This window comes from Phaeocystidibacter marisrubri, assembly GCF_008933165.1.
In the GTDB taxonomy this organism is placed as follows: Bacteria; Bacteroidota; Bacteroidia; order Flavobacteriales; family Schleiferiaceae; genus Phaeocystidibacter; species Phaeocystidibacter marisrubri.
The window spans coordinates 752,495-777,230 of record NZ_WBVQ01000001.1 but is presented as its reverse complement, the minus strand read 5'-3'; the positions used below and the strand labels follow the sequence as shown (position 1 = coordinate 777,230).

Annotated in this window: 19 protein-coding genes; 2 read left to right on the top strand and 17 right to left on the bottom strand. The window is 44.8% G+C overall.

The window, feature by feature from the left end:
- Nucleotides 1-52: 52 nt before the first annotated feature.
- The 7 genes from F8C82_RS03535 to F8C82_RS03505 form a co-directional block, all read right to left on the bottom strand.
- Entirely contained in the window at nt 53-736 is a 684-nt protein-coding gene (locus F8C82_RS03535) for a carboxypeptidase-like regulatory domain-containing protein (RefSeq protein WP_151692052.1), read from the bottom strand.
- Between the two features lie 17 nt (nt 737-753).
- Entirely contained in the window at nt 754-1,452 is a 699-nt protein-coding gene (locus F8C82_RS03530) for a hypothetical protein (RefSeq protein WP_151692051.1), read from the bottom strand.
- Between the two features lie 81 nt (nt 1,453-1,533).
- Complete coding sequence (locus F8C82_RS03525; protein ID WP_151692050.1) at nt 1,534-2,199, bottom strand: hypothetical protein; 666 nt, start codon at nt 2,197-2,199, stop codon at nt 1,534-1,536.
- Nucleotides 2,200-2,284: 85 nt separating this feature from the next.
- Nucleotides 2,285-3,367 carry a glycine cleavage system aminomethyltransferase GcvT gene (gcvT, locus tag F8C82_RS03520; RefSeq protein WP_151692049.1) on the bottom strand — a complete coding sequence of 361 codons (1,083 nt, stop codon included), beginning with the start codon at nt 3,365-3,367 and terminating at the stop codon, nt 2,285-2,287.
- Between the two features lie 30 nt (nt 3,368-3,397).
- The gene (gene miaE / locus F8C82_RS03515) at nt 3,398-3,979 is read right to left on the bottom strand and encodes a tRNA-(ms[2]io[6]A)-hydroxylase (protein ID WP_151692910.1); all 582 of its coding nucleotides are present in this window, start codon (nt 3,977-3,979) and stop codon (nt 3,398-3,400) included.
- A 2-nt stretch (nt 3,980-3,981) separates the two neighbouring features.
- A complete protein-coding gene (locus tag F8C82_RS03510) occupies nt 3,982-6,192 on the bottom strand; it encodes a SulP family inorganic anion transporter (RefSeq protein ID WP_151692048.1) in 2,211 nt (736 codons plus the stop codon).
- A complete protein-coding gene (locus F8C82_RS03505; protein WP_151692047.1) occupies nt 6,189-7,097 on the bottom strand; it encodes a universal stress protein in 909 nt (302 codons plus the stop codon). Before F8C82_RS03505 ends, F8C82_RS03510 begins: the two co-directional genes overlap by 4 nt.
- Nucleotides 7,098-7,354: 257 nt before the next feature.
- Between F8C82_RS03505 and F8C82_RS14975 the strand changes: the two genes are divergently transcribed.
- Nucleotides 7,355-8,740: an MltF family protein gene (locus F8C82_RS14975; RefSeq protein WP_170266140.1), complete on the top strand. Its 1,386-nt coding sequence runs from the start codon at nt 7,355-7,357 to the stop codon at nt 8,738-8,740.
- A 113-nt stretch (nt 8,741-8,853) separates the two neighbouring features.
- On the opposite strand, the gene F8C82_RS03495 is transcribed toward F8C82_RS14975, so the two are convergent.
- From F8C82_RS03495 to F8C82_RS03450, 10 genes are all read right to left on the bottom strand, one after another.
- Nucleotides 8,854-9,726, bottom strand: a complete 873-nt coding sequence (locus F8C82_RS03495) for a DUF4388 domain-containing protein (RefSeq protein ID WP_151692045.1) — start codon at nt 9,724-9,726, stop codon at nt 8,854-8,856.
- A 491-nt stretch (nt 9,727-10,217) separates the two neighbouring features.
- Nucleotides 10,218-10,673: a hypothetical protein gene (locus F8C82_RS03490; protein WP_151692044.1), complete on the bottom strand. Its 456-nt coding sequence runs from the start codon at nt 10,671-10,673 to the stop codon at nt 10,218-10,220.
- 304 nt (nt 10,674-10,977) lie between these two features.
- Nucleotides 10,978-12,639: an MBOAT family O-acyltransferase gene (locus F8C82_RS03485; protein ID WP_151692043.1), complete on the bottom strand. Its 1,662-nt coding sequence runs from the start codon at nt 12,637-12,639 to the stop codon at nt 10,978-10,980.
- A complete protein-coding gene (locus F8C82_RS03480; protein ID WP_151692042.1) occupies nt 12,636-13,862 on the bottom strand; it encodes a GDSL-type esterase/lipase family protein in 1,227 nt (408 codons plus the stop codon). The genes F8C82_RS03485 and F8C82_RS03480 overlap by 4 nt, the downstream gene beginning before the upstream one ends.
- Complete coding sequence (locus tag F8C82_RS03475) at nt 13,859-15,340, bottom strand: GDSL-type esterase/lipase family protein (RefSeq protein WP_151692041.1); 1,482 nt, start codon at nt 15,338-15,340, stop codon at nt 13,859-13,861. The genes F8C82_RS03480 and F8C82_RS03475 overlap by 4 nt, the downstream gene beginning before the upstream one ends.
- A complete protein-coding gene (locus F8C82_RS03470; protein WP_170266139.1) occupies nt 15,337-16,431 on the bottom strand; it encodes a LysM peptidoglycan-binding domain-containing protein in 1,095 nt (364 codons plus the stop codon). Before F8C82_RS03470 ends, F8C82_RS03475 begins: the two co-directional genes overlap by 4 nt.
- An 87-nt stretch (nt 16,432-16,518) precedes the next feature.
- Nucleotides 16,519-19,293, bottom strand: coding sequence for an outer membrane beta-barrel protein (locus F8C82_RS03465; protein ID WP_170266138.1), 2,775 nt, complete (start codon nt 19,291-19,293; stop codon nt 16,519-16,521).
- Nucleotides 19,294-19,317: 24 nt separating this feature from the next.
- Entirely contained in the window at nt 19,318-20,037 is a 720-nt protein-coding gene (locus tag F8C82_RS03460; protein WP_151692038.1) for a GLPGLI family protein, read from the bottom strand.
- 128 nt (nt 20,038-20,165) lie between these two features.
- Nucleotides 20,166-22,058: a molecular chaperone DnaK gene (gene dnaK, locus F8C82_RS03455; protein WP_151692037.1), complete on the bottom strand. Its 1,893-nt coding sequence runs from the start codon at nt 22,056-22,058 to the stop codon at nt 20,166-20,168.
- 153 nt (nt 22,059-22,211) lie between these two features.
- Nucleotides 22,212-23,225 carry a DUF4249 family protein gene (locus F8C82_RS03450; protein WP_151692036.1) on the bottom strand — a complete coding sequence of 338 codons (1,014 nt, stop codon included), beginning with the start codon at nt 23,223-23,225 and terminating at the stop codon, nt 22,212-22,214.
- Nucleotides 23,226-23,385: 160 nt separating this feature from the next.
- On the opposite strand from F8C82_RS03450, the gene F8C82_RS03445 reads away from it, so the two are divergent.
- Nucleotides 23,386-24,720 carry a PrsW family intramembrane metalloprotease gene (locus F8C82_RS03445; protein ID WP_151692035.1) on the top strand — a complete coding sequence of 445 codons (1,335 nt, stop codon included), beginning with the start codon at nt 23,386-23,388 and terminating at the stop codon, nt 24,718-24,720.
- Nucleotides 24,721-24,736: the final 16 nt, after the last annotated feature.

Here is a 24,736-nt window from a genome sequence, read left to right as displayed (position 1 = left end):
GATAAAAAGGCTCAAATCAAGAATCCCCTTAGTTCATCGCTAAGGGGATTTTTTATTCTCGGATCTCTAAATCCATTTCTATGATTTCGCCACAATCTGGATTGGGTGCCCCATACATATCACGAACGCGAACCCAGTAACTGCTGTTGGCAGAATTCGAGGAGAATCGAACATCTATATCCATGTGTTCCGTATATCCAATGTGTGGTGGTAACTTGAAGTAAAGTGTATCTAACACTTGATCATCCAAAAAAGGACCTGAATAGGTGAATTCCTCCGACTCTAAAGTTTGAGGGTTAATGGCGTATACACGCAAGGTGTCACCACTTCTTGATACCGTTGAGTCGGTTTCAAATCGAACATTGAGAATGACTTTTTCCAATCTATCAAGTGGCATCACTCCAAGGTCTACATGGTAATCACTAGGATTGAAGAATGCAAAAACAGGATCTCTTCCCGTCATGCCCGATATCCACAATCGCGGATTCTCTTCTTTGCACATCGTACATCCTTCTGTCTTGTATTTACCCGCAATTCGAAACCGACCATTTTCGTCGGTAGTGGTTCTGAATTCCTGCCAATCCCCTTCATAAACCACTTCTACATTTGCCAAAGGTGCCCCAGTGTCACACGATTCTAGAATGGTCCCCGAATACTCAAATTCAACAGAACGCTTACAAGAGGCAAGGCTGAAGAGGATTCCAGCACTTAGGAGTATACCCTTTATTTGTTTCATAAGAGAGTGGATTGAGGTCAGTAATCTTCGAAAAGTAAGGGTTGAACATAATCCATGCAGGCAATATTTCCACGAATGGTGCTCAAGCTGGCTTTATACAATATATCATCATATGGGACCGGAGAAGCTCCAATCCAGATTTCAATCGTCCCACTTGAATGGAAGTATCCTGTGTGAGGAGGAAATACCAAAGCGACAGAATCGAGTACGGTCGTAGAATCGATCGGTCCAACCATACGAGCTCTTGAAAAGACGCTAAAATCTGTAGACATTACGAACACATATAAACTATCACTGGAATCAAAAGGCACCAGTGATTCCGAAAAGTCAAATGACGTATAAACCTGTTGTCGCCATGCCATCTGATGCAGGTCTCTTGACTCAAAAATATCTTGCGCAATGCGAACGGTATCGGCTATCACTCCAGAAACGGTCCGATAGGCATACAAACTATTCTGCTTCACCGTCCACAAGCTGATTCTCTTCTCTGTGGATAGGGTCAACTTAAAACGTCCCTGGGAATCGGTAGTGTCATAAACAATACCATCATACGCGGTGCTATACTCTATGATCACATCTGAAATCGGAGTTTCATTGGCACAAGATTCTACCAATTGCCCACTGATTTCTATGGTTTCCGTCCGATCACATGAGCAGGATGCAAGCGTGGCCATAAGAGTAATACCACTGAGGAGTTGTAGGAGGTGTTTTAACATGAGAGAGTTTTGTCCTTTCGAATTTAGACAATTCCTCCACGATTTCCATCCTCACCTTCACGTGGGACACGCATCAATCCATCAATTCACAAACTCTAAAATAGTGGTGTAAGCCTGCTCGTTACAGTCGATATTCTCATGGTTAAGGGGCAAAACAGCCCTGTAGAATGCTGTCGAATCTCCAATGTTTTCCAACTGTCCAATGATATAAAAATTCCCATCCTGCGCTAAATACCCAGTATGTGGAGGCAGATTTAAGGTTACCTCCTCCAATATCATCGAGTTGTAAAATGGACCGTTGATCACCCATTCGTCATCTGTAAACGCAGGCTTAATGTGAAGCTCGGCCTTTTCAGAAAATCCAACAGAGTCGGATAAACCGTTGAGCAGAAACTGAAATTGAACACGGTGATCCAAATATATATCCCCCAATTGGGTAGTTTGTAAAAACCGATGTCCGATGGGAATATCAGAGGTGTCGTCTTTCAGGAGAGACAAACTGTTGTTGCTATACCCCAGACCAGGTTCTTCTATCATGGAGAATCGGAACTTCCCATCTGCTCCTGTTGTATCAAATAATTGACCTTCAGAATGCGAGTAATACGTCAATACCGCTCCTTCAACTGGAATGGGATTCGCACAGGATTCCAAGACAGTTCCTGAAATTTCTACACTTCTCTCACATTCACATGAAGTAAGCGAAACCAATAAAACACCAAGGATTAGTTTAGGACTAATCTTCATCACAGCTATCTATTTTACGAGCTGCGAAAAATAGAAAGAGCCCACTCAATGGTGGGCTCTTCGGTGTTATGATTGTGTTTCGCTTATGTTAGCCTTTGTAAAAAGGAAGCTTTACCACAACGGCTTTCAAAGCCTTGTTTCTCACTTGAATAAAGATTTCAGAATCTGCAGCAGACATTCCAACAGGAACATAGCCCAATCCAATTGCCTTTCCGGTGCTTGGCGACATTGTTCCACTGGTAACAACTCCCACTTCATTTCCATTGGCATCCACAATCGGATAACCGTGGCGAGGCACCCCTCTATCTACCAATTCAAATCCAACCAACTTCTTCTCTACTCCCGCTTCCTTCTGTGCTTTGATAGCTTCAGAATTGATGAAGTCTTTCGTGAATTTGGTAATCCACCCCAGACCTGCTTCTATAGGAGAAGTCGTGTCGTCAATATCGTTTCCGTAAAGGCAGAAGCCCATTTCCAAACGTAGGGTATCGCGTGCGGCCAATCCTATCGGCTTAATATTATGATCTGCACCTGCTTCAAATACCGCATTCCAGATTGTCTCTGCCGCATCATTTGGGAAGTAGATTTCAAAACCTCCGGCTCCTGTGTAACCCGTGGCAGATACAATTACGTTCTCAACTCCAGCAAAGGTTCCTACTTCAAAGGTGTAGTAGGTCATTTCTGAAAGATTGATGTCGGTTAGTGACTGAAGTGCAGCTACCGCTTTTGGACCTTGAATAGCTAAAAGAGAGAGCTCGTCAGATTGATTCTCGAGCTCACAGTCAAATGTGTTGTGTGAAGAAATCCAATTCCAATCCTTCTCAATGTTCGAAGCATTGACCACCAAAAGGTAGTTTTGATCATCCTGACAATAAACAAGCAGATCATCTACTATCCCCCCTTTGTCATTGGGCAAGCAACTATATTGAACTTTCCCTGGAACAAGCTTAGCAGCATCGTTTGAGGTTACTTTTTGAATAAGATCGAGTGCTTGAGGTCCACGAACCCAAAACTCACCCATGTGACTCACGTCAAAAACACCCACATGCTCGCGAACGTTGTTGTGTTCAGCAATTACACCTTCGTACTGAACTGGCATGTTATAACCAGCAAACGGAACCATCTTGGCACCGAGTTTCTCGTGAACAGCGGTTAGAGCTGTATTCTTCATTTCAATCGATTCTGGGTTAGCAACTGTCTACTATCCGTGGATGTGTTCCTTCACACCAAGCTGAGCCATTACGGTCGCTTCGTATTCCAGCAAATCATTCCACAGGGGATCCACCTTCTCTCTACCGCCAATTTCGCGGGCAAACTTGAGGAACATGGTATAGTGATTGGCCTCACTCACCATCAATCGACGGTAGAATTCAGCCAATTCGGCATCTTGGATATTTTCTGAAAGCACCTTAAAACGCTCACATGAACGCGCTTCAATCAGTCCTGCGATGAGCAATCGATGCACCAATCGCATCACTCGATCACCCGATTTCGGAAAGAAGTCCATGATGCTATGCACGTACTCGTCTCTGCGTTCACGTCCAAGCTTCATTCCTCTTTTTACGATTTGCTGGTGAACCATCTCAAAATGGCTCATTTCCTCTCTAGCCAATGCGGCCATAGCCTCCACCAACTCAGGATAATCGTGGTAACCAATAATGAGAGAGATGGCGGTAGATGCCGCTTTTTGCTCACAATACGCATGATCTGTGAGAATCTCTTCAATGTTCTTTTCAGCGATGTTCACCCAACGTGGATCCGTTGGCAACTTTAATCCTAGCATGCTCATTCTTCGGCGTTCTTCAGAAAGACGGCTAATTTTTCGGCAAAGCTAACCATTCCTTTCATCTCATTCGCACCTGCAAGCCTCTCTTTCTCAAATATCAATACTTGATTGCCTCGCGCTTCAAGGTGATATTCTGGATTGGCCAAGTGTAGCTCGATCAAATCTTTGCTAAAGAATTCACGAATCGCCTTCTCATTACTGCCTTGCAATTTAAACTTAGAACTAAAGGTTGGATGTTCATCGAAGTTGATATCACTAAAGCCCGCAAAGGAAGCAACACGGTCGAGGAGTCGCTCTCTATCTAACACGAACTGTGGCAACTGCACCTCTGTCTGAATGTACATCATGGTGGAATGAGTTGAACCTCTGGCGATGAATTCTCCTTGGAAGTAATCTACATCGGCCATGATGAAATTCAATCCTGCCACTTCTCCCACAAGTCGGTTGCGCTGCCCTTCAATCCGTACTGTTTTAAAGTACTGGAATCGATAATACGGTTGTCCGGTATACAAAACACCTGGATGGTAGGAATATCCGCTCTCTTCCGCCCATTCTGCCAAGGCTTCCTGACGATTCGATAAAGGTCCCGTGTCAGACGGAGCCTCTCCAAATGGCATCCAAGAGGCAAATGGGTGATGTACTTTTACCGGAAGATCATCTACCCCTACTACCTCAAATCGTCCCCCTCTTCGCATAAAGAGCTCTTCATAGTATTCCAATTGGATCAATACATTTTGATCTACAAACTCGGCCAAGGAACAATCGACAATCATCTCTGCTGAAGAGGGTACCGTATCAATTTTCTCTCGCACTCTTCCGAGGTTCAAGAAGCTCCCATAATGCTTGATGGAAAGGAGGTAGGAATTGTCGTCTTCTTGGTACAATAGGGTGTTTGGGCGAAAAAGGAATCGAAGAATATGACCGAATTTACCCGATGTGAGCAGTTGTAAGAGTATCATGGTTAACACTCCTCCAAGGATGCCGTAAAGCAATCCAAATTCCCACCCAAGTCCAAAGGCCACGGCCCATCCCACAAAATCTTCCCATCCAATTTCAGCCACACTTCTCAAATGAGAAGGTGCTGCCATTCGATATCCGATGTACACCATCATTGCCGCAACTGCGGGCACCAATAATTCTTCAACAATAGGAGAAGCCAGCAACATCAACAACAAGACAACCAATACATTATTGAGATTGGAAAAGCGTGACGTGGCACCGAGTTGTACGTTGGTAGAACTTTGGGCAATGGTCGCTGTAACGTTGAGTCCGCCTAATAGACATGAAAAAACCGAGGCCAATCCCAAGGCTGTAAGCTCTGTATTGATATCACTCCTTCTGTGTTGAACATCGAGGCGATCTGTAGCGCGGAGGTTTGTTACCGATTCATTCAGCGAAACCAGGGTAAAGCCCAAAACCACACTCCAAAAATTCCATGTTCCAATCATACTGAAGTTCGCACGGTGAAACCACTCCATGACCCCTTCGTGAAAGTGAACTTGTTCGTGTAAGGACGCTACATATCCCGCTCCTTCATTAATTCGTAGATATCCCGCCAAAGCAATTCCTCCAAAGAGCAACCAAATAGGTGCGGGAAGCATGCGGATAAGACGGTTCTGATAACTGCTATAAATAATCATGAACACCAAGGCGGTTAGCCCTAGACCTGAAATCCAATAATCGGTAATTCCATCTACGGCCCTATTCAAGAAATAAGGATACTTCGAGATGATCTCTCCAATACTGTGATAATCGTAAAAGGGCTCAGCCCCAAATAGCAAGGGAATTTGTCCGATAATAATCCAAACACCCAAAAGCGCCACAATGCCTCGTCGAACGGCAATGGGAATGATATCAAATCGGTGCACTTGTCGGGTTAATCCAACCGCCATAATAAGTGCACCTGAAATCGCACCTGCGGCCAGCATCATAAAGTAACCACGATCTAAACTTCCTCCACCCAATATAAGCGCCCCCATCATCCAAGCAGCGGCAGAATGAACTCCGGGACCGGAGATATTCACATAGGCTCCACCAAAGGCAGACACCATAAATCCTCCGATAACGACTGCAATCACACCCGCCTCTATGGGCGCATGAGCAACGAGAGAAAGCCCAATGGCAAACATCAGAGAAACTGGTCCAACCAGCAATGCCGGTAGACTATCCTTCTTTACGAAAGTCCAGTTTTGTAAACGTGCTCCACTCATGATAAAGCCTTTTTAGCAGTTTCTCGTGTCGTGTGCACAATCAATAAATCGCACGGTAAATCGCTCAATACGTATTCTATATCGTGAGTAAATAGTCGATCAAATAACCCCAATCGTGTATCGGGAGAATTCATTACCAGCAAGTCCACCCCTTTATCAGCAGCAAAGTGACCAATGCTATATCCCGGTCGACCATATAGCACATGCTTCGTCAGTTCTGTATTATTGGGTACATCTACTTCACGGATGGCCTTGTTCAATCGGCGGTGTTCTGCTCGGGCTAGCACCCTCCTCTTTCGTTCTGCATTGATCAATCCCTTGTCGTCATTCACACGCACGCGAATAGCTTTCGTTGGTACCTCATCGGCAATCATCAACTCGTTGGCATTGAACTTTCCAGCTACATATACCGCGGTTTTAACCGTATCGGGTGTTTTGGGATGAGATAATCCATTTACGAGAATGCGCGAGCATATCTCACTTTCCTTTTTGGGGTTAGTGATCAACAAGATGCTACAGTTTGCTTCTCTACTGAGCTTGCGGGCAATGGATCCACGGAAATACCGAACCAGGTTCTCCTTTTGAAGGGCTCCTGCAATCAATAAGTCGGTGTTCTTCTCTTTGCAGACATTTAGAATTACATCCACGGGTTTGCCACTTTTAGCAACAATTTCTGGGGCCAACTCTTGTCCACCAGCCCGAGTAATTAATTCGTCAAACTCCACCCGTTGTGCATCGCTCAATTCACCTACGTGGATTAAAGTGAGCTGAGCTTCAAACATCTTTGCGATACGAACGGCTTCAAAAAGCAGAGCTTCCGCACGAGGAGACAGAGCAATAGCCAGTGCAACTCGTTTAAAAGTCACCGGAAATCGCTTCTCTTTCGCTGATTCTAGTTCGGTCATTTTGTGAAGATAAAGCTTTGATTTCACTCGCCAACACAGGGTTATTCACTACGGTATGTTTAAAAGACGGAAAGTTCTGACGCTCAGTCTTGAAAGAGTATTGCTAAATTGGTTTTGTGAGATTTTGCCTCCGACCATACCTAACCCTAGCGATCTTTTCCATTCCGTTTCTCTTTCTTGGATGTGGATCAGACTCGAAATCTGTAGAGACTGGACAAGACTCTACGGACACGACCATCGCATACATGCCTTTCACCATGAAACGGGGTACCCTTCACGTTTTAATGGACAACAATGTTGCGAGTTATTACATATTGAAAGGCCAGCCGCGTGGCTTCGATTATGAGATTCTAAAATGGTATTGTAAGGATCATGGTTTGAATTTAGAAATCGATGTCATTCCTAATTTTGATTATATCCTTGACAGTTTAACGGCTGGAAAAGGTGATTTAGCTGCGGGCAATCTCACTATTACTGGAGAACGTCTACGCAAGGTTCAATTCTCTACACCTCTCCACTATACACGTCAGGTGCTGGTTCAGCGTATTACACCAGAAGCTCGCAGATCACGCTCCAAGCGCAAAGAGTGGTTAGTTGATCATGTTTTGGAATTGGAGGGCCGAACGATTCACGTAAATCGAACGAGTTCTTTCGCAGAACGACTCTACAATATCGTTCGCGAAAACGGCATCCAAATGGACATTGTAGAAGTTCCTGCAGATGTAGGTTACACACGACTCATTGAAATGGTTAGCGAAGGAGATATCGACCTTACGGTAGCCGATGAAAACATTGCTCGTCTCCACCGTGCCTATTACTCGAACCTCGATATCAATACGCCTATCTCCCTCACACAGGCCATTGCCTGGGCCATCCCACCCGATCGCGACAGTCTTAAAATGTCGATCAACAATTGGTTAGCTACCAAAACCACTAGTGCTCGATACAACATTATCTACAACAAATACTTTAGCAATTCCATTCGAAACTCTAGGGAGAGCATCCGCGAAATCCAAGATGGCCGTATTTCTTCTTACGATGAAATGATCAAGGAACGCGCTCAAGATATGGGATGGGACTGGCGATTAGTAGCAGCTCTCATTCATCAAGAATCTCGATTCAATGCCAATGCCAAATCACCTTTCGGTGCTACTGGCTTAATGCAAGTGATGCCCGCTACTGGAGAGCGCTTTGGTGTATCGCCAAGCGAATTGCACATCCCCGCTCAAAATCTTCAAGCCGGAACAGGATTCCTACTTTGGTTAGAAGACTATTGGAAGCGGAAGATGGAAGACTCTACAGATATAAAAAAGTTCATCCTTGCATCCTATAATGTTGGTCTTGGTCACGTTATTGACGCCCGCAACCTTGCCATCAAGTACAATCTAGAACCCGATGTTTGGTACGACAATGTGGAGGTTATGTTAAAGAACAAAATGCTTCCTAAATACTACAACGACCCCGTTGTTGACCACGGTTATTGCCGTGGATCAGAACCCTACCACTACGTTCGAAATATCCTAGAAATCTACCAGTACTACAGAGAATTTACAGATCACAATAGCACTTTAGAAGATTTAGCTGACCTTTCCACAAGACCTACTCTAATGGGAAACGTTGGGGTTGGAAAGTTGGATGAGTGATTGGGATTGATCTTTGGTCTCTAGCTTCTCATTTTTAGCGAACGTCTACCTAGCTTGAGTATCAAGTCTACATCAATATTAGGATCTACACACTACTTTCCGCACACTTGCAATTAGAAACTTCTTCTCACCTCTCCCGTACCGAAGTAATGAATTCCAAAATAAGGCGCTATGGGTCTATAGTCCTCGGTGGCTTGCTTGGTTTTCATTTCGAGTTCTCCGTTATACCACCAGCCAAGCATCATGCTTTCCCCCGGTTTAAGTCGAATACTCCCAACCGTAATACCCGTATTTCTAGAGGATAAAACATCTCCTTTTCCACGATATTGATAGAGGTGTGACGTTTGTCCAAAGGGGTCTCTTCCTACCTCAAGAAATTGTATACCTACGTAGAATTCACCATTGATGATACTGTGGAAATCTATAGGGATGGTAACTACTTTATCCTGGTATTGAATTGGAAAGTCAATCACTGGAGATTCAAAAATAAACCGACCATCTTTCCATATTACCAGTCTAATTATCGAAGTACTGCGGAGAATCTCCTCTACCCGTAAAGTTAGAGAGTCTAAAACGACAGCCCCTTCCGCGAAGTAACCGAGAAGATAGTACTCACCAGGTTCTCGCTGAAGTTGATAGCGCCATTTCCTGTGATCAAGAAAGGTCAAACCCGACCGGTCATAAACCGCAGCCTCATCAAGGAGAATAGATTCTTCTATCAACACAATTGTATCCCCAGTATGAACACTGACCAAAGTATCATGAAATGACATTGAATGAAGGTACAATGCGTCCATTTGATCTTCGGGAATAGATGCTTTCCCTTCTAAATCGGACAACCAAGTTGCTCCTTTCCAACTTAACACAATGACATCCTGTATAAGTGCGTGGGAAGTATCTACAAAATAGATGGAATGCGAAGCTTGAGACAAGCCTAGCTGATTCATTCCCGTTAGTAGAAGAATCATTAATCTAATTCTCATCATTCATCAAGGACATTCTCCTGGATTAATTTGCAGTTCCGACCATGAACCTGTGTCGTTCACCCCCCCACAAGCTACGAACTGGGCAAGTAATCCAATGCTGATCGATATTGGGATAATACTGACAATCACATCCATTCGAACTCACATAAGAACCACCTAGCCACTTTGGCCATGCCCCCATGGTTTGCATTCCTACTCCAACGATTCCCCCCCATTGAAGTGCATAACACGAGAGTTAGGGCAAATCCACGAGCTACTCTTACTTTCGATTTAAGAGATATTACTCAATAATTCATGAGCGAGATAAATCAAGGTGATACTTTCATTTACGCTCATCAAGCTATTCAGTTCATTGTAATTTTATACTGATAGAAATTACTGCTATTACTTCAATATAAAACACTTAGAGACCTCCTCTTGAACAAGTTGGCCATTGGCTAATGATAGGCGCGTAATAAGCTTCATACTAAAGACAGGCAACTAGAGCCTTATCACTCACTTATCCAATGCCACAATATTCGAATCTCAACAGAGTTCTCTGAAAGTTGAGTGACTTCCTCTGCATAGGATGACAAGAGCGTGATCTTATTTTCTTCAATCTGATACACATTGTATTTAGTCTTCCATGAATCCCCCTCATGGAATAGTTCTTCAAACTCTAGAACAAAATAATCTGTAGAATATCTTTTAAGATAGAACTCAATCGGAGCAGAACTATCTAGGATCATAGGAGATTTTAATTCAAAAAAATCGAACACTTCTGCTACTATTGGTAGATCCATCCAAATCAAAAGCGAATCTTCTCCTTCCTTATATCCAAACTGACTAACATCATGATAGGCTTTAGAGAACAAATCCAATCCCCCATCATTGAAGGTTGAATCTGAGATCTGTGCTGTGCCAATGATAGAAAAGAGACATAGGAGGAGTAGCAATAGATGTTTCATGGTCATTGGTCTTTGGCTTCCTGTTAATAGCTACCGCGGATCAAGCTTCGGTTGATAGTTTACAATCTGCGGTCCACAGTGGGCAGTGTTCTGGAGTCTAAATTTCCACCTCCCTGTAAAACCCCTGCGTCAGCCCTTGCACAGCCCTTGCAAAGCCCTTGCAAAGCTATCTGTGCAACCCCTGCAACGCCATCCGTGCAACCCCTGCAATGCCAACTGTGCAACCCCTGCAAAGCCACCTAACGTAGTCTCCGGCCTTTGGCTACCGCGGACAGTCTTCCGTCTACAGATTAAAGACTCCCGACTAGAATGCAAAATAAATAAACGGCTGCAAATCCGCAGAAAGCACCTGATAAGCCACATAGATTGCCACCACACTGATGAGGATTTTAACCGCCCAATGACTATGTATGAAGGCCTCTCTATACTTGAGTTTGAAGGAGGACGGTAACCAGTGTATTATCATGCCGAGCCCCATTACTGCAAAGACGTTCCAGAAGGCTCCGAGAATCTGTGGAGCCAATTCAAGTTGGAAATCCGTACCAATGCGTTGAAGCATGAGTCGGGCATTGTCGAAGCTCACATTCCGGAACCACGTACGGGTAAATGTGATAAAGACAAAAGTGAGTAGTATTCCCCATGCGCGGAAGTACCATTTGGAGCGGTCGCCCCAAGGACTGATCTTCTTCCAAAGTTTGTAGAACACAAGTCCGAAGCCGTTCAATCCACCCCAAATCACAAAGTTCCAACTGGAGCCATGCCACAATCCACCAATCAACATGGTGAGCATGATGTTGATGTTATTCTCCATCCAGTGGCGGAATTTTTCACTCACATGAGATAAAATGGCCGCACTTCCCACCACCCCAGCACAAGCGACAGGAACCACCCATGATTCCGCCAAGTAGCTAACGGTAAAGAGTATAACAAACATGGTACTGTAAGAGAAGACACTTCCTTTGCGGTTCCCGCCCATTGGAATATAGAGGTAATCGCGAAGCCAAGTACTCAACGATATATGCCAACGTCTCCAGAAATCGCTTACACTTGTGGCCTTATAGGGAGAGTTGAAGTTAACAGGAAGTTGGAACCCTAGAAGTAGGGCTACACCGATGGCAATATCTGTGTATCCTGAGAAATCGGCATATACCTGAAGTGAATAGCCAAAGAGGGCCATCATGTTTTCAAATCCAGTGTACATACCTGGGTTGTCAAATACACGATCTACAAAGTTTACGGCGATGTAATCCGCCAAAATAACCTTCTTCAACAGACCATTTAGAATCCAGAAAATCCCCGTTCCCCACGCGATTTTGTCGAGCTTATAATCACGGTATAGCTGCGGAATAAACTCACTGGCACGCACAATAGGTCCAGCAACAAGTTGAGGAAAGAAAGAAACGTAGAATCCAAAATCAAGCGGGTTCTTTACGGGCTTAATGAGTCCGCGATAGATGTCTACGCTGTAGCTAATGGTCTGGAAGGTAAAGAAGCTGATCCCTACTGGCAGCAAGATCTTTTGGGTCACAAAGGAAGTTCCAAACCAATGGTTGGCCATAGCCGCAAAATGGTTGGTCACTTCTAAATCGAGTCCGAAGCTTGTATTCAAGAAATCCGTGAAGAAATAGGCGTACTTAAAATAAATCAGCACGGCTAAGTTGATAGTGACGCTGGTTGCTACAAGTATCTGTTTGGTGAGCTTTTTATTCGCTGAATAAATCGCTTGACCCAAGAAAAAGTCAACAGCTGTGGAAAACAGTAGTATGGTGAAGAAATACCCATTGGTCAAGTAGTAGAAATACAAACTCGCAAAGAACAGAAAGGCGTTCCTGGCGTGATTCTTCTTGTAGATAATGCTGTATACAGCGAGCACCACAGCAAAGAAAATCCAGAAGATATAGGACGTGAATAAGAGGGGTCTCTTATCGTCGTACAACAGATATTGACTTATTACCTCCCAGCTCATCTGTTCGCTCTAATGTGGTCTAACCATGCGCGCTCAAAAGCATACGCCAACAAATCCGCTTGCATTCTATATCCTTCTCTCGTGAAGTGAATTCGGTCTCTTCTTGCCAAATCAGAGTCTACCCATAAATCCACACTGCCCATTCCTCCCATTACTTCAAACAGATCCCACACGGCTGCATCGCGCTCTTTGGCGAGCTTCATCATAACGTCACGCACAGCTATCGCATTTGGATTAGCATATCTCCTGCGGTAGTAGCTGTCATTATTGGTAAGGAAGAGGAATACTACGTCGGGATTGGCTTCCTCCAGGATGTCCATCAAGGTGTCGTATCGAGCTTCAAACTCTTCGGGCTTAAAACTCTCTTCACTCATATAGGCATCGTTAATTCCAATGCCAAAAACAACCAGATCAGGTGCAATGGATTTGATGTTCCGCTCAAAATCATCGCAACGCAAATAGCTTTTAGTGCTTGCTCCATTTACTCCGATTGCATGATAACTGAGTCCAGGGTAGTTATCGAGATACTGCACACCTTGCCAAATGAACTTCTCAGCATCCTCCTTGCCATCTAAGGAAAATGTAAATTCTTGGTACTCTTTTGTGAATCGAAATTCCGTGAATCCCCTTTCGTCATAGAAAATGGTGTCTACCTCAAATTGGGATGAATCGACCACGGGATAAAACAGTTCGTCTCGCTTGGGGTGGTAGATTCGAATCCCAGAAAACACATATCGGTCATTTTCGCCATCGTATGCACGGAGGGATACGGTTGCATCTCTATCCGTGGTTTCTGTTGTAATTCCACTCATCCCCCACTCTGCGTCGTGGTTACTCACGGAGCAGCGGAATCCTTTCCAATCGGCTCGAGAAGTGAAAGAGAAGTTGTGGGGCTCATTGGTTTGTGCGAGCGAGAAGGGAAAGAAGAATCCTCTTCCTCCTTTTAAACCCGGACTCATTCGCTGCATGTTCTCACGCATAGCCTGAGATAAGGTTCCAGCTTGCACGTGAGATCCTCCCATGTGCAATACATTGATCTTCCCTTCCCCTTCAAATGCGAGTTGATCGAGTTTATCCAAAAAATCATCCCATTTGTCGTCATCGCCTGGAAGTTTAATCTCGTTGGCTTCCAAGTGCATGAAGGGATACTTTTCTTGAATCTCCGACTGTCCAAACGCACATAAACTCCCGCTCAACGCGGCTATCATCCAAGCCTTTCTCATTGAATCGCAGTTGTATCTGGTTGAACATCGGTTGTATCCGCATAGCGCTCAGGATACATCTCTCTTTCAAATGCTTCGTACATCCACGTAGCCACTTGACGTGCCCCTCTAGGTGTAAAGTGAATGTAATCTTGTCCGGCTAACGGAGGCTTCGCACTTACCCATTCTGGCATGGAGTTCTGTCCGCCCATTGCACCAAAGATATCCCAGAAGCCTACATTCTCGCTTAATGCCACTTTTCTCAATTCGTTGCGAACCCAAGGAACGGCCTCATAGGTGACATAGGAAGTTCCCTCTTTTCGGCTCATGTCCGATGGACCTACCATCACGATTGTCGCTTCTGGAGCGAGTACTTTCAAACGCTGAATTTGTCGACGTACTCTACGAGCATATTGCTGGGCGTGTTGTTCATCCTTGATGTATGGAACGGTATTACCGCCATATTGATAGATGATGAGATGAACGGGTTCTGTACCTACCATTTCAGCAAAACTCGCGCGACTCATTCTGGTGAACACCACCCCTGAGGCACCGCGCATGGCAATATTATCTACGGTTACTCCAGAATTTCCTTCCAGGGTTAAACCATAAACATCAGGAGAATCCGCTCCTTCAAATTCAAATCGAATCACTTTTGGTGTTGCCGAGAAATTCCACGATCTACTCATCAGTTTTGAGTTGGCCTGAATGAGCTCTTCTGTGTATAGAGTATCATTCACGTAAACGGTGAGTCGAACAGCTTTTCTATTCTTGCCAAAGAAGAGTCGCATGCGCGAATATTGACGCACGTGTTTATACCCTTGAACGGAAGGTCTGAACTCTAGCCACCCCATCGTGGTATCGCTCAACGTTGTATCGAGGATAGGGGAAGTATATCTACAGAGAACAGCTCTATATCCGTAGTCACTATGAGTGATATTGGAATCTCGTCTACCAAAGGCGGTGTATCGATTCCAGTTCTCAGAATGTGTCTGACGAATGGAAAAATTGGGAGCTAAAGGCGTAACGGCAAGCATACCAGGGCCGTATCCACCGTACTCTTCTTGCCATTCTTCCCGTAAGTAAGAGGTTATTCGATCTCCTTCAATCTGAGAATCGCCGAAGTGCAGGACACGAACTCTTCCATTGTTCCCTATGCCAGCCAACGCGGCGCTGAACTTGCTCAGTCTCAGTGTATCGCTTTCGGCGAATTGTAGTTTTCGAAACTCCAGTGTTCGAAGCAACTTCTCTTGTGCACGTTTCTCTGCTTCACTCCTAGCCTTACCTGCGGTATCTAGTCGCGTCATGTGTGATGCCCGCAGTATCGCGTCCATATCCACTACTTGTGCGGTATCGGAACTCACAAACTCGTCCCAAGTGGGATAGCGCAAGCTAACGCCGAGTACATTCACTCCACCTTTGGGAACCACAAACATGAGGGCGATAGCAATCGCTCCTACTCCCAGCAGGAATAACAAGGTTTGATGCGGGCGAATCATTGGGCTCGCGGTTTGAGAATCAACAATTCTTGACCTTCGCGGATGTCTTCATTAATTCCGTTCCATCTCATAATATCATCGGCACTCACGCCCGGAAATTCACGAGCAATCTTCCAAAGTGTATCTCCAGTTTTCACTTTGTATTTCACTTCTTCTCGGTCTTCTTCATCACTTCGAACGGTTCCTTCCGAACTGGAGGTACTCGCCGTCATTGGCTCTCTGCGAACTTCCGGCATCCCTCTTCGCTTGTAGATAATCAGCTCTTGTCCCACGCGAATCACATCCGAACGCAGATCATTCCACTTCTTTAAATCGGAAAGTCCTACATGGTGTCTACTGGCAATGAGTCCAAGTGCATCACCACTGCGAACGCGATAAACTATGCGTTCATGCGTCGTTGGATCTGGAATATTTTTGGAAATGCGCTCTCTAGATTGATGAAGTGCCACCGCTGCAGCGCTATCGTGCAGACGACCGAGTTCTATCCAATCGGCCATTTCGTTTTCTGTAAGTGGCTTCGGGAAACGGAGGTAGGCATCTTCATCCCAATTGAGATGATCTCCTTTCATGGCAGGATTCAAACGAGCAAAAGCCGCATATTCGTGCTGATTCCACCCCATGACATCTTTCAAATCAATCCAATACAAACTGCCCGATACTTTCGAACCACGAAGTTCCATTTTGGGCAAACTATCCATGCGAACCTCTTTCCATGCTTCAAAAAGAGCTTCTGCCTCAAGATAGGCCATGGCATTAAAGGCGAGTTTACGAGCGTAGGTTGGACCGTAGACAAAGGCTCCATCGGCGAGGACAGAGTCTTCAAACTCATCGAATAAATCATTCCAATATTCCCTCGCCGCTCGGGTAGACCAAATCGGGTCCATGCGTTGATCATATCCTTCCCAAACCTCCAAATTGTAACGTGTTGCAACGGGAGCCGACAAACGCCACCAGCCTGTGCGATTCGATTCTAAATTGAGAGTAGCCATGCCTTGAACGAGGTACCCCTTAGAATGCACAAATGCCTCCATAGACTGAGCTTGGGAGACATAGGTAATCAGAATAAAAAGTAAAACGGCGATTCGACGCATCTGCCAAAAATAAAAGAATGGTTCAGACTTCAACTCATTTCTGTGCAAAGTCTGAACCATTTCTTTCAACAGGATATCCTGTAAAAATTAATGATGCGGTGGAGGTGGACCATTCTGTCCTCCAGAACCTCCAGCACTATTAAACTTGTACAAAAAGGTGAGCATTACATACCTACCCAAGGAGTTGGTTTGGGTTTCCACGATGGAGTTCAAAGTGGCATATCGATTAATTCCACGGTTCTGATTGAGAATATCGAACACTGTTAATTCAAACTGAGCCGTTCCGTCTTTAGAAAGGTTGTAGCGTACATTCGCATTCCAAACAGGTACAAACTGATCATCTGCAAAAGATGCATTGGTGTACGTTTGAAGATCTACCCCTGTCTCAATTCCAAATCGCTTGTTCGGTGTCCATTCAACGTTTGCAAAGTAACTGTGACTCAAATACTCTTGATTGAGTTGTTCTTGAAGGGAATAGAACGACCAGTTGTAGTTGAGTTCTCCACCAAAGCTGTAGCCAAAGAATTCCTGATTGGTGTTTCTGAAGGAAAGCTGACCGCCTACATTGGAACCACTTTGAATATTCAATTCGCCATTCAAGCTGTTCGGTGATTGATTGTATCCACCGTTCACACGAACACGCGTACTCATTCCCAATTGCTTGATTGTGAAGCGGTAGTTTGCATCGGCACTCACTCGGTAGGCTGGTTCGGAATAATTCTCTGGTCGAAAGATTCGAACGTAGTTGCTGTCGATGGTCTGATCGGTACTGATCACATTGTCTGTTCTCCCCCCACTGATGCTGGCAAAGAATCCAGATCCATCAAAACTGTTCCACCTGCCGTAGTGCATCCACATATTGTGACTCACTTGAGGTTCCAAGTTAGGATTACCAACATACTTTACGAGAGGGTTGGTGATATCGAGCAACGTAAGCAACTGTGTGAGCTCTGGCATATCCACGCTGGTAGAGTAATTAGCTCCTACTCTACTAAAAGTTGAGATACTCCAGTTGTAATTCACGTAAGGAAGTGCGTATACGAATTCACGCATCGGAATGGTAGTAGCAAAACGCTCCTCTACCGCAGACTGGGTGTATCGTGCGGCTCGAACACCTACGTCGATGTTGTGTGCACTGCCGGTATAGCGATAAGCCACACGTCCGGTTTGATTGCCTTCTGTTAGGGTAAACGTTGGACTGTAATCCACCAAAAGACCACCTGAATTAGCATCTCTTGTTTCACGAATCAAGGTTTCATCTGTGGTACTCATGGAAACCGTCCCTTCTAAGAAGTGATTCTTCGCGATGGGTTCAGTATAAGTAGCACTCGCATTGTACTGCATGGAAGAGGTATTGTCTTTCCGTGCCTGATTCAGACTATCAATAGTTCCTTCAATGGGAAACTGGTTGTAGTTATTCCAGATACCATCACTCTCCTTATCTGAAGTTGTGAGTCCACCTGTAATCGACATGATCCGCCCTTTTGTCTTGAACTTGTGAATGTAATTCAAGCTCCCTTGGGCCGATACATTCATATCCTCTGAATAGGCCGAACGATCAGAGATTTGCAGCATTCCAACTGTGTCAAGGCGTCGAGTTTCATACGTGCTAGAATTTGAAAATCCCGCTTGATATCTACCTGAAGCTTTGATTTCAACTCGATTCATCGAATCTAAATCAGAACGATGACTAAGTGAGAAAGCATGGTTGTTTAGCACAGAATTATCTTCACTTTCACGGTAGCCATAAATGGTTCTATCGTTGGCGAATTCCTCAGAGTTCTGGATCGTATTGGTGAAGTTATCCAAGTGAGTGAAGAAGTACGAAGAGTTAAATCTGTGATTCTTGTTGGGATCCCAATTGAGGTTCACCCCTGCTGCACCTGAGAAATACTGACCATCATTTGGCCCACCCCAGCTCAATGGAATCGTTTCAGTTCCATCCATCGTAATCATAAACCCGCCTCTTCCACCTGAAGAAGCCCCCGCCATATCGCGGTAATCCCCAAAACTGAAACCGTAATCATTCACGTTGTTCATATTGGCTAAAACTGAAAGGCGCGTTGTAGCAGTAAAGCGGTGAATTCCGCCTTTAGCCATAAATGGAACGCGGTTGTCGGCCACTCCACCACCGCCTTCGGCATATCCAAAGTAGCCGTTCTTTCTATCCTCTTTAAGCTCTAGATTGATAGTCTTCGACCGCTCTCCATCGTCTACTCCTGTGTATTTTGCCTCGTCTGTTTGTCTATCGTACACTTGAACACTCTTAACAGCATCAGCCGGAATATTTCGTGTGGCTACGGTAGGATCTCCACTAAAGAACTCTTTCCCATCCACTAGAACTTGCTCTACTTTCTGACCTTGTGCGGTAATGGTTCCATCGCGGTCTACGTCAACACCGGGAAGCTTCTTGAGAAGGTCTTCCACATTGTCGTCTGCTCTTACTCGAAAAGCAGAGGCATCATATTCAACGGTGTCTTTGTTGATGAGCACGGGTATACGTTGACCATTCACCACAACTTCGGAAAGCACGTTCATTTCGGGAGATAGAATGATATCTCCTCGATTGGCTGCCGTTCCATTCTCGCCCACTTTAATTTTCTCAGAATGAGTTCCATACCCTAAGAAGGAAAGTTGAAGAATGTATTCTCCAACTCCGATTCTATCCGTCTGAAAGGTTCCATCTGGATTGGAAAAAGTAAAACTCTCAACTGTGCTATCGCTTGCGGTGAGAACCGCTACGCTAACCATATCTAATGCAGCTCCTGTAGAGTCGATGGTACGTCCTGTAAAGGCAACCGACTGTCCAAAGGCTAACTGCGATGCGACCATTGCCATAGCCGCGAATACTAATCTTTTCATTGAATTCATCTTGAAGGTAGAAATCTAGCGACCGTACATTCGGCGCATTTCGGCCGTTTTCTCGATGACGATTTGCTCATATTCCTCACGAGTTACTTCCTCGCCATTATCGGGAATCTCCGGAGCATCCTCGTCTTCAGGTCGTGTTTTGCCCATGGCAATCGCCTCTGCAGTAATCACATAACGACCATCATCGTAATCCACATAGAGGACGGCTCCAGGGAAGCCAACATATTCTTGAGGTCCTGTTTTAAGGCGAATACGCGGGGTAAACCAAGCCAGAATATTTACAGTGTCATATTTGGTTGTACGTGCTTCAATACAAGGATATCCGAGTACAATCCCTTGCTTCCCCGTCAATTTCCATCCATCCATATTCAGGGTGTCGGTAATCAAGAATGGCTTCGTCATAAACTCCGTGTAGTGCTGGAAGAATTGGGTAGCAAAATCGATGTGATACACGTCTTTGGGTTCCCAGCGCATCATTCTCATGCGCATACCACCCGTGTTGAATTCGTCTTCTTCCTCCTCTGGTTTAAAGGTGCAATCACTACTCTCTGGAGTGAAGTACAACTCCCATTGCTGCGTAACTTCAGTAGGCATATCGGGTCGTCTTCTCATCCACTCGTTATCCGAGATATCGCGAATCGATTTGTATCGGATATAGCCTGTGGTAGTTGAATCTTGACCAAAGGAAAACACGGTGCCCGCCAGGATAGCAAGCACAAGGGCTAGTCTTTTCATAGTTAGTGTATAGTTTGAACCGAAAGTATTTAGGATAACGTTGATTTCAAACACTTTTATATTTCTATTAACAAAAAAGGGCTGCCAATACTGGCAACCCTTCTATGATGCTATAAAGTGAGCAAGGTTTACTTCACTTCTTCAAATTCTACGTCAGTAACGTCGTCTCCGCCGTTATCTGGACCTTGAGAGCCTGCTTCCTGACCTGCACCTGCCTCTTCTTGAGCCTTGTACATTTCTTCAGAAGCATTCTTCCAAGCTTCGTTGATTTTCTCAAGCGCGGTCTCAACCGCTGCCAAGTCTTGACTTTCATGCGCTGCTTTCAATTCGCTCAACGCACCTTCAATAGCCGACTTGTTGCCTTCAGAAAGTTTGTCGCCAAACTCACCAAGCTGCTTCTCCGTTTGGAAAATCATTTGATCCGCTTGGTTGAGCTTCTCAACTCTTTCTTTCGCTTGCTTATCTGCATCAGCATTTGCTTCAGCTTCGCGCTTCATGCGATCAATTTCCTCTTGAGAAAGTCCGCTTGAAGCCTCAATGCGAATAGACTGCTCTTTACCCGTAGCCTTGTCTTTTGCAGATACATTCAAGATACCGTTTGCGTCGATATCGAAAGTAACTTCAATTTGAGGCACACCGCGTGGTGCTGGTGGAATATCATCGAGGTGGAAACGACCGATGGTCTTGTTGTCTTTTGCCATTGGGCGCTCTCCCTGCAATACGTGGATATCTACTTGAGGTTGGTTATCCGCTGCAGTTGAGAAAGTCTCTGACTTCTTGGTTGGAATGGTTGTATTCGACTCGATCAAGCGAGTGAACACTCCACCCATGGTTTCAATACCCAAAGAAAGTGGAGTCACGTCCAATAGAAGCACGTCTTTAACGTCCCCTGAAAGGACACCACCTTGAATGGAAGCACCAATCGCAACAACCTCATCAGGGTTCACCCCTTTAGATGGCTCTTTGCCAAAGAACTTCTTAACAGCATCTTGGATGGCCGGAATACGAGTAGAACCCCCAACAAGGATTACCTCGTCAATTTCTCCTACCTGCATGCTAGCGTTCTTCAATGCTGTACGGCAAGGCTCAATGGTACGGTCAATAAGGTCACTTACCAATCGTTCAAATTCTGAACGAGAAAGTGTGCGAACCAAGTGCTTAGGGCCACTCGCCGTTGCAGTGATGTACGGAAGGTTGATTTCAGTGCTAGAAGAGCTAGACAACTCAATCTTAGCTTTCTCAGCTGCTTCTTTCAAACGCTGAAGAGCCATCGCGTCACTGCGAAGGTCAATTCCTTCTTCCTTATTGAACTCGTCTGCCAACCAGTCAATGATGCGTTGGTCAAAGTCGTCACCACCCAAGTGTGTATCACCGTCGGTTGACTTCACTTCAAATACACCATCACCTAGCTCGAGAATTGAAACGTCATGTGTACCACCACCACAGTCGAACACTACAACTTTCATATCCTCACCCTTCTTATCGATACCGTAAGCAAGGGCTGCTGCAGTAGGTTCGTTGATAATACGACGAACTTTCAAGCCTGCAATCTCACCGGCTTCTTTCGTAGCCTGACGCTGTGCGTCATTAAAATATGCTGGTACAGTAATAACCGCTTCAGTAACACTTGAACCCAAGTAATCTTCGGCTGTCTTCTTCATCTTCTGAAGAATCATAGCTGAAATCTCCTGAGGAGTGTACATACGGTCGTCAATCTTAACGCGTGGTGTATCGTTATCTCCTTTCTCTACCGCGTAAGGTACACGTCCTGCTTCCTTAGCAATGCTGGAATAAGACTCACCCATGAAACGCTTGATAGAGTAGATCGTTTTATGTGGGTTGGTGATCGCCTGACGCTTTGCAGGGTCGCCCACTTTACGCTCTCCGCCTTCCACGAAAGCAACCATCGAAGGAGTAGTACGCTTACCTTCACTGTTTGGGATAACTACGGGTTCGTTACCCTCCATTACCGCCACACAAGAGTTGGTCGTTCCGAGGTCGATTCCAATGATCTTACTCATTTGTTCCTATTTTGATTTTGATCTTAATTCTATTGATTGTCCTGAGACATCCTCCATTGGTCAAAGGATATGCCAGTGGCGTAAAAACAAAAAATCCCGACGTAGATGTCAGGATTTGTTGTTTTCTGGTGACAGATTGTCCACTTTACTCCATCACTGGCAGAACAATGTGTCGGTTGATGTCACCTTACCAAAGCGAAGGTGGCAGGTATAATCTCCGTATACCAATTCATCGATAGCCTGCTGATGAAGGCGTTTATTCAATGCATATGAACTTCTCATAGAAGAGAACACACCCACTCCTCCATCCACATTGGTGAAGAACGGAGGATCTTGAAGAACTCCCGTTTGTGGTTGACTCACATTGATGTGTGTCGCCAAATCGTCTCCTCCACAATCCACAACGAGGTCTACTCTTCTGTGAATGCGAATTCTATTTCCTGTAGGGGCATCCAGTTTGTTGGCTAAGTTGCCATAGAACTGATCGGTGTTAATAGAGGTAAGAATGTTCCCCGTTCCCGAAAGTGAACTTCCCGTAAAGGTTGGGAAATCATAAGCCACTCTGCCTCGAATACTATCTGCCTTATTATCACGAGGGAATTCTACATAATAGAGGTACAAGTGGGCTTGATAAATTCGTCCATCTTCCGCTTGCTCCCATTCTACGCGCATTCCGTTGATGGCAGTGGGATTCACCGTAGCAAATCGTGGATAGAGAATGTTGAACTCCTTAACTAAATCTGTGGTAGCAGTGATGGTTTTATCATCTCCTCGGGTCACTTTTACGCGGTAGCTATTGACTTCATCTAAATTCGCATTGACGCGATAAACGTGATAGCCTTCGGTTTCAAAGAAGCCCGAATCTAGCTGAACAGAATTGTCTTTAACTGCCGGAAAAGTATTGATGATGTTGCCGTTTTCATTCAACTCAATCAACTCTACTTGAAGCGAATCGTAATACAAACTATCGCTTTGGCTATTCCCGCCCAAAATACCTTGTTCACCAAGGTAGGCACGAGTAATTCGGATATAGTGTACCGGATCATCGGCGTCTATAGCGCCGTACAATACCGTAGTCTCTCTAAATGGTGCATTTACATTGATATCGTTGTCACACGATTGCATCAATGCCGCAAGTCCAATAAGTGCAAAAGCTAAACGCTTCATTCTAATGCTTTAAATTCAATAGGGTTCAAAGGTAAGCTTTGAAGACCAATGACTCGAATACGTACGTAACGAAGTTTCAGCAGGTCCCGTTGGCATTCTGTCATGATTAATTGCGAACGAGTCCGACTCTTTTCTATTTTGGCTCTCCTAAACGCCACCGATGCTCAATTTGTTCTACATCGTAGTTGCCCTTTACATCTCTTGGATTTGGGTAGATTACTACAGAATTATAGATGTTTACCATTCCGATAAACTCATTCATTTCATTTTCTTCTTTGCTTTAGGCGCAGGCTCGGTCTACATTGTGTGGGGATTAAATGACTGGATATTTTCCTCCATCAATTGGCGGATGAACGGGAACACATGGAACGATTTGGCTTACACAACCTTCAAAGTTGGAGCGCTTGAAGAGTTCGCCAAATTATGTGCATTTGGAGTGGGTGTACTGGTGATCCACAAACACATCGAGGAACCCATTGATATCATAGCCTTCCTGTGTACTGCCGCGCTAGGCTTCGCCGCTTTCGAGAATGTGCTTTATTTCATGCGCGATGAAGGTCGAACGATTTTCTCAAGAGCCATCCTCACTTCAGTGGGACATATGATGGACACAGCGTTAATTGGATATGGAATCATTCATTACAAATACAGTCCGAACAAAGGAAAGCTCCACATTCCACTCTTGTACTTTCTAGCCGCATGCGGACTTCACGGCATGTACGATTTTGCCTTGATGCATAAAGGCGAAGGACTGGTGAGCAATCTCGGATTCTTTGCCGCCATTGTGGTGTACGTATACTCGATTTCACTCTTTGCCCAAATTATCAATAACGCGTTGAATTTCTCTCCTCATTTCACGTACAAGAAGGTCGTCAACCCTCAACGCGTAGTGGGGCACATCATTTACCTGTACATCTTTGTGTTTGTCGCGCTCATTGGTGCGGCGATCTTCAATGACAACCTTTCCTTTTTCTTCGGAACCCTGTACAGCAATGTGCTGATTTATATGAGTATCCTGACCCTTCTCGCTATCCGAATGGGACGGTTCAAACTCGAGAAAGGTGTATGGAATCGACTTGAACTTCGACTCCCCTTTATTTATCAAATCATAGATGGACGACCAAATTTTATCGTGGAAGGAGATGATGGAGATGAAGTTATACTCTCCTCTAAAATTGACGAACTCATCACCCTTTCTAATTCCAAAATGTCAAAGGGAAATATAGACTTACCGGTGCATGGTAAAATCATACGCAAATCGTATTCGTTGAGAGGTAGAAGCATTTACACCTTTGAAATCACGGAAGGAAAAATGACGGGACAGCGTGTGCTTCTGCATGAATATAGAAATGCATCGTTCGCAAAGAGTGATAAATACATCCGACTTAAGATTTCTAATCTCCCAGAGTCCTCCGACGCCTTATCTTCCTTTACCCTTCAAGAATTGGGCTTTGTAGATTATGCCTTGTTGATGATTCCAAAGGATGAACGTTAATTGACCCACACCAAAG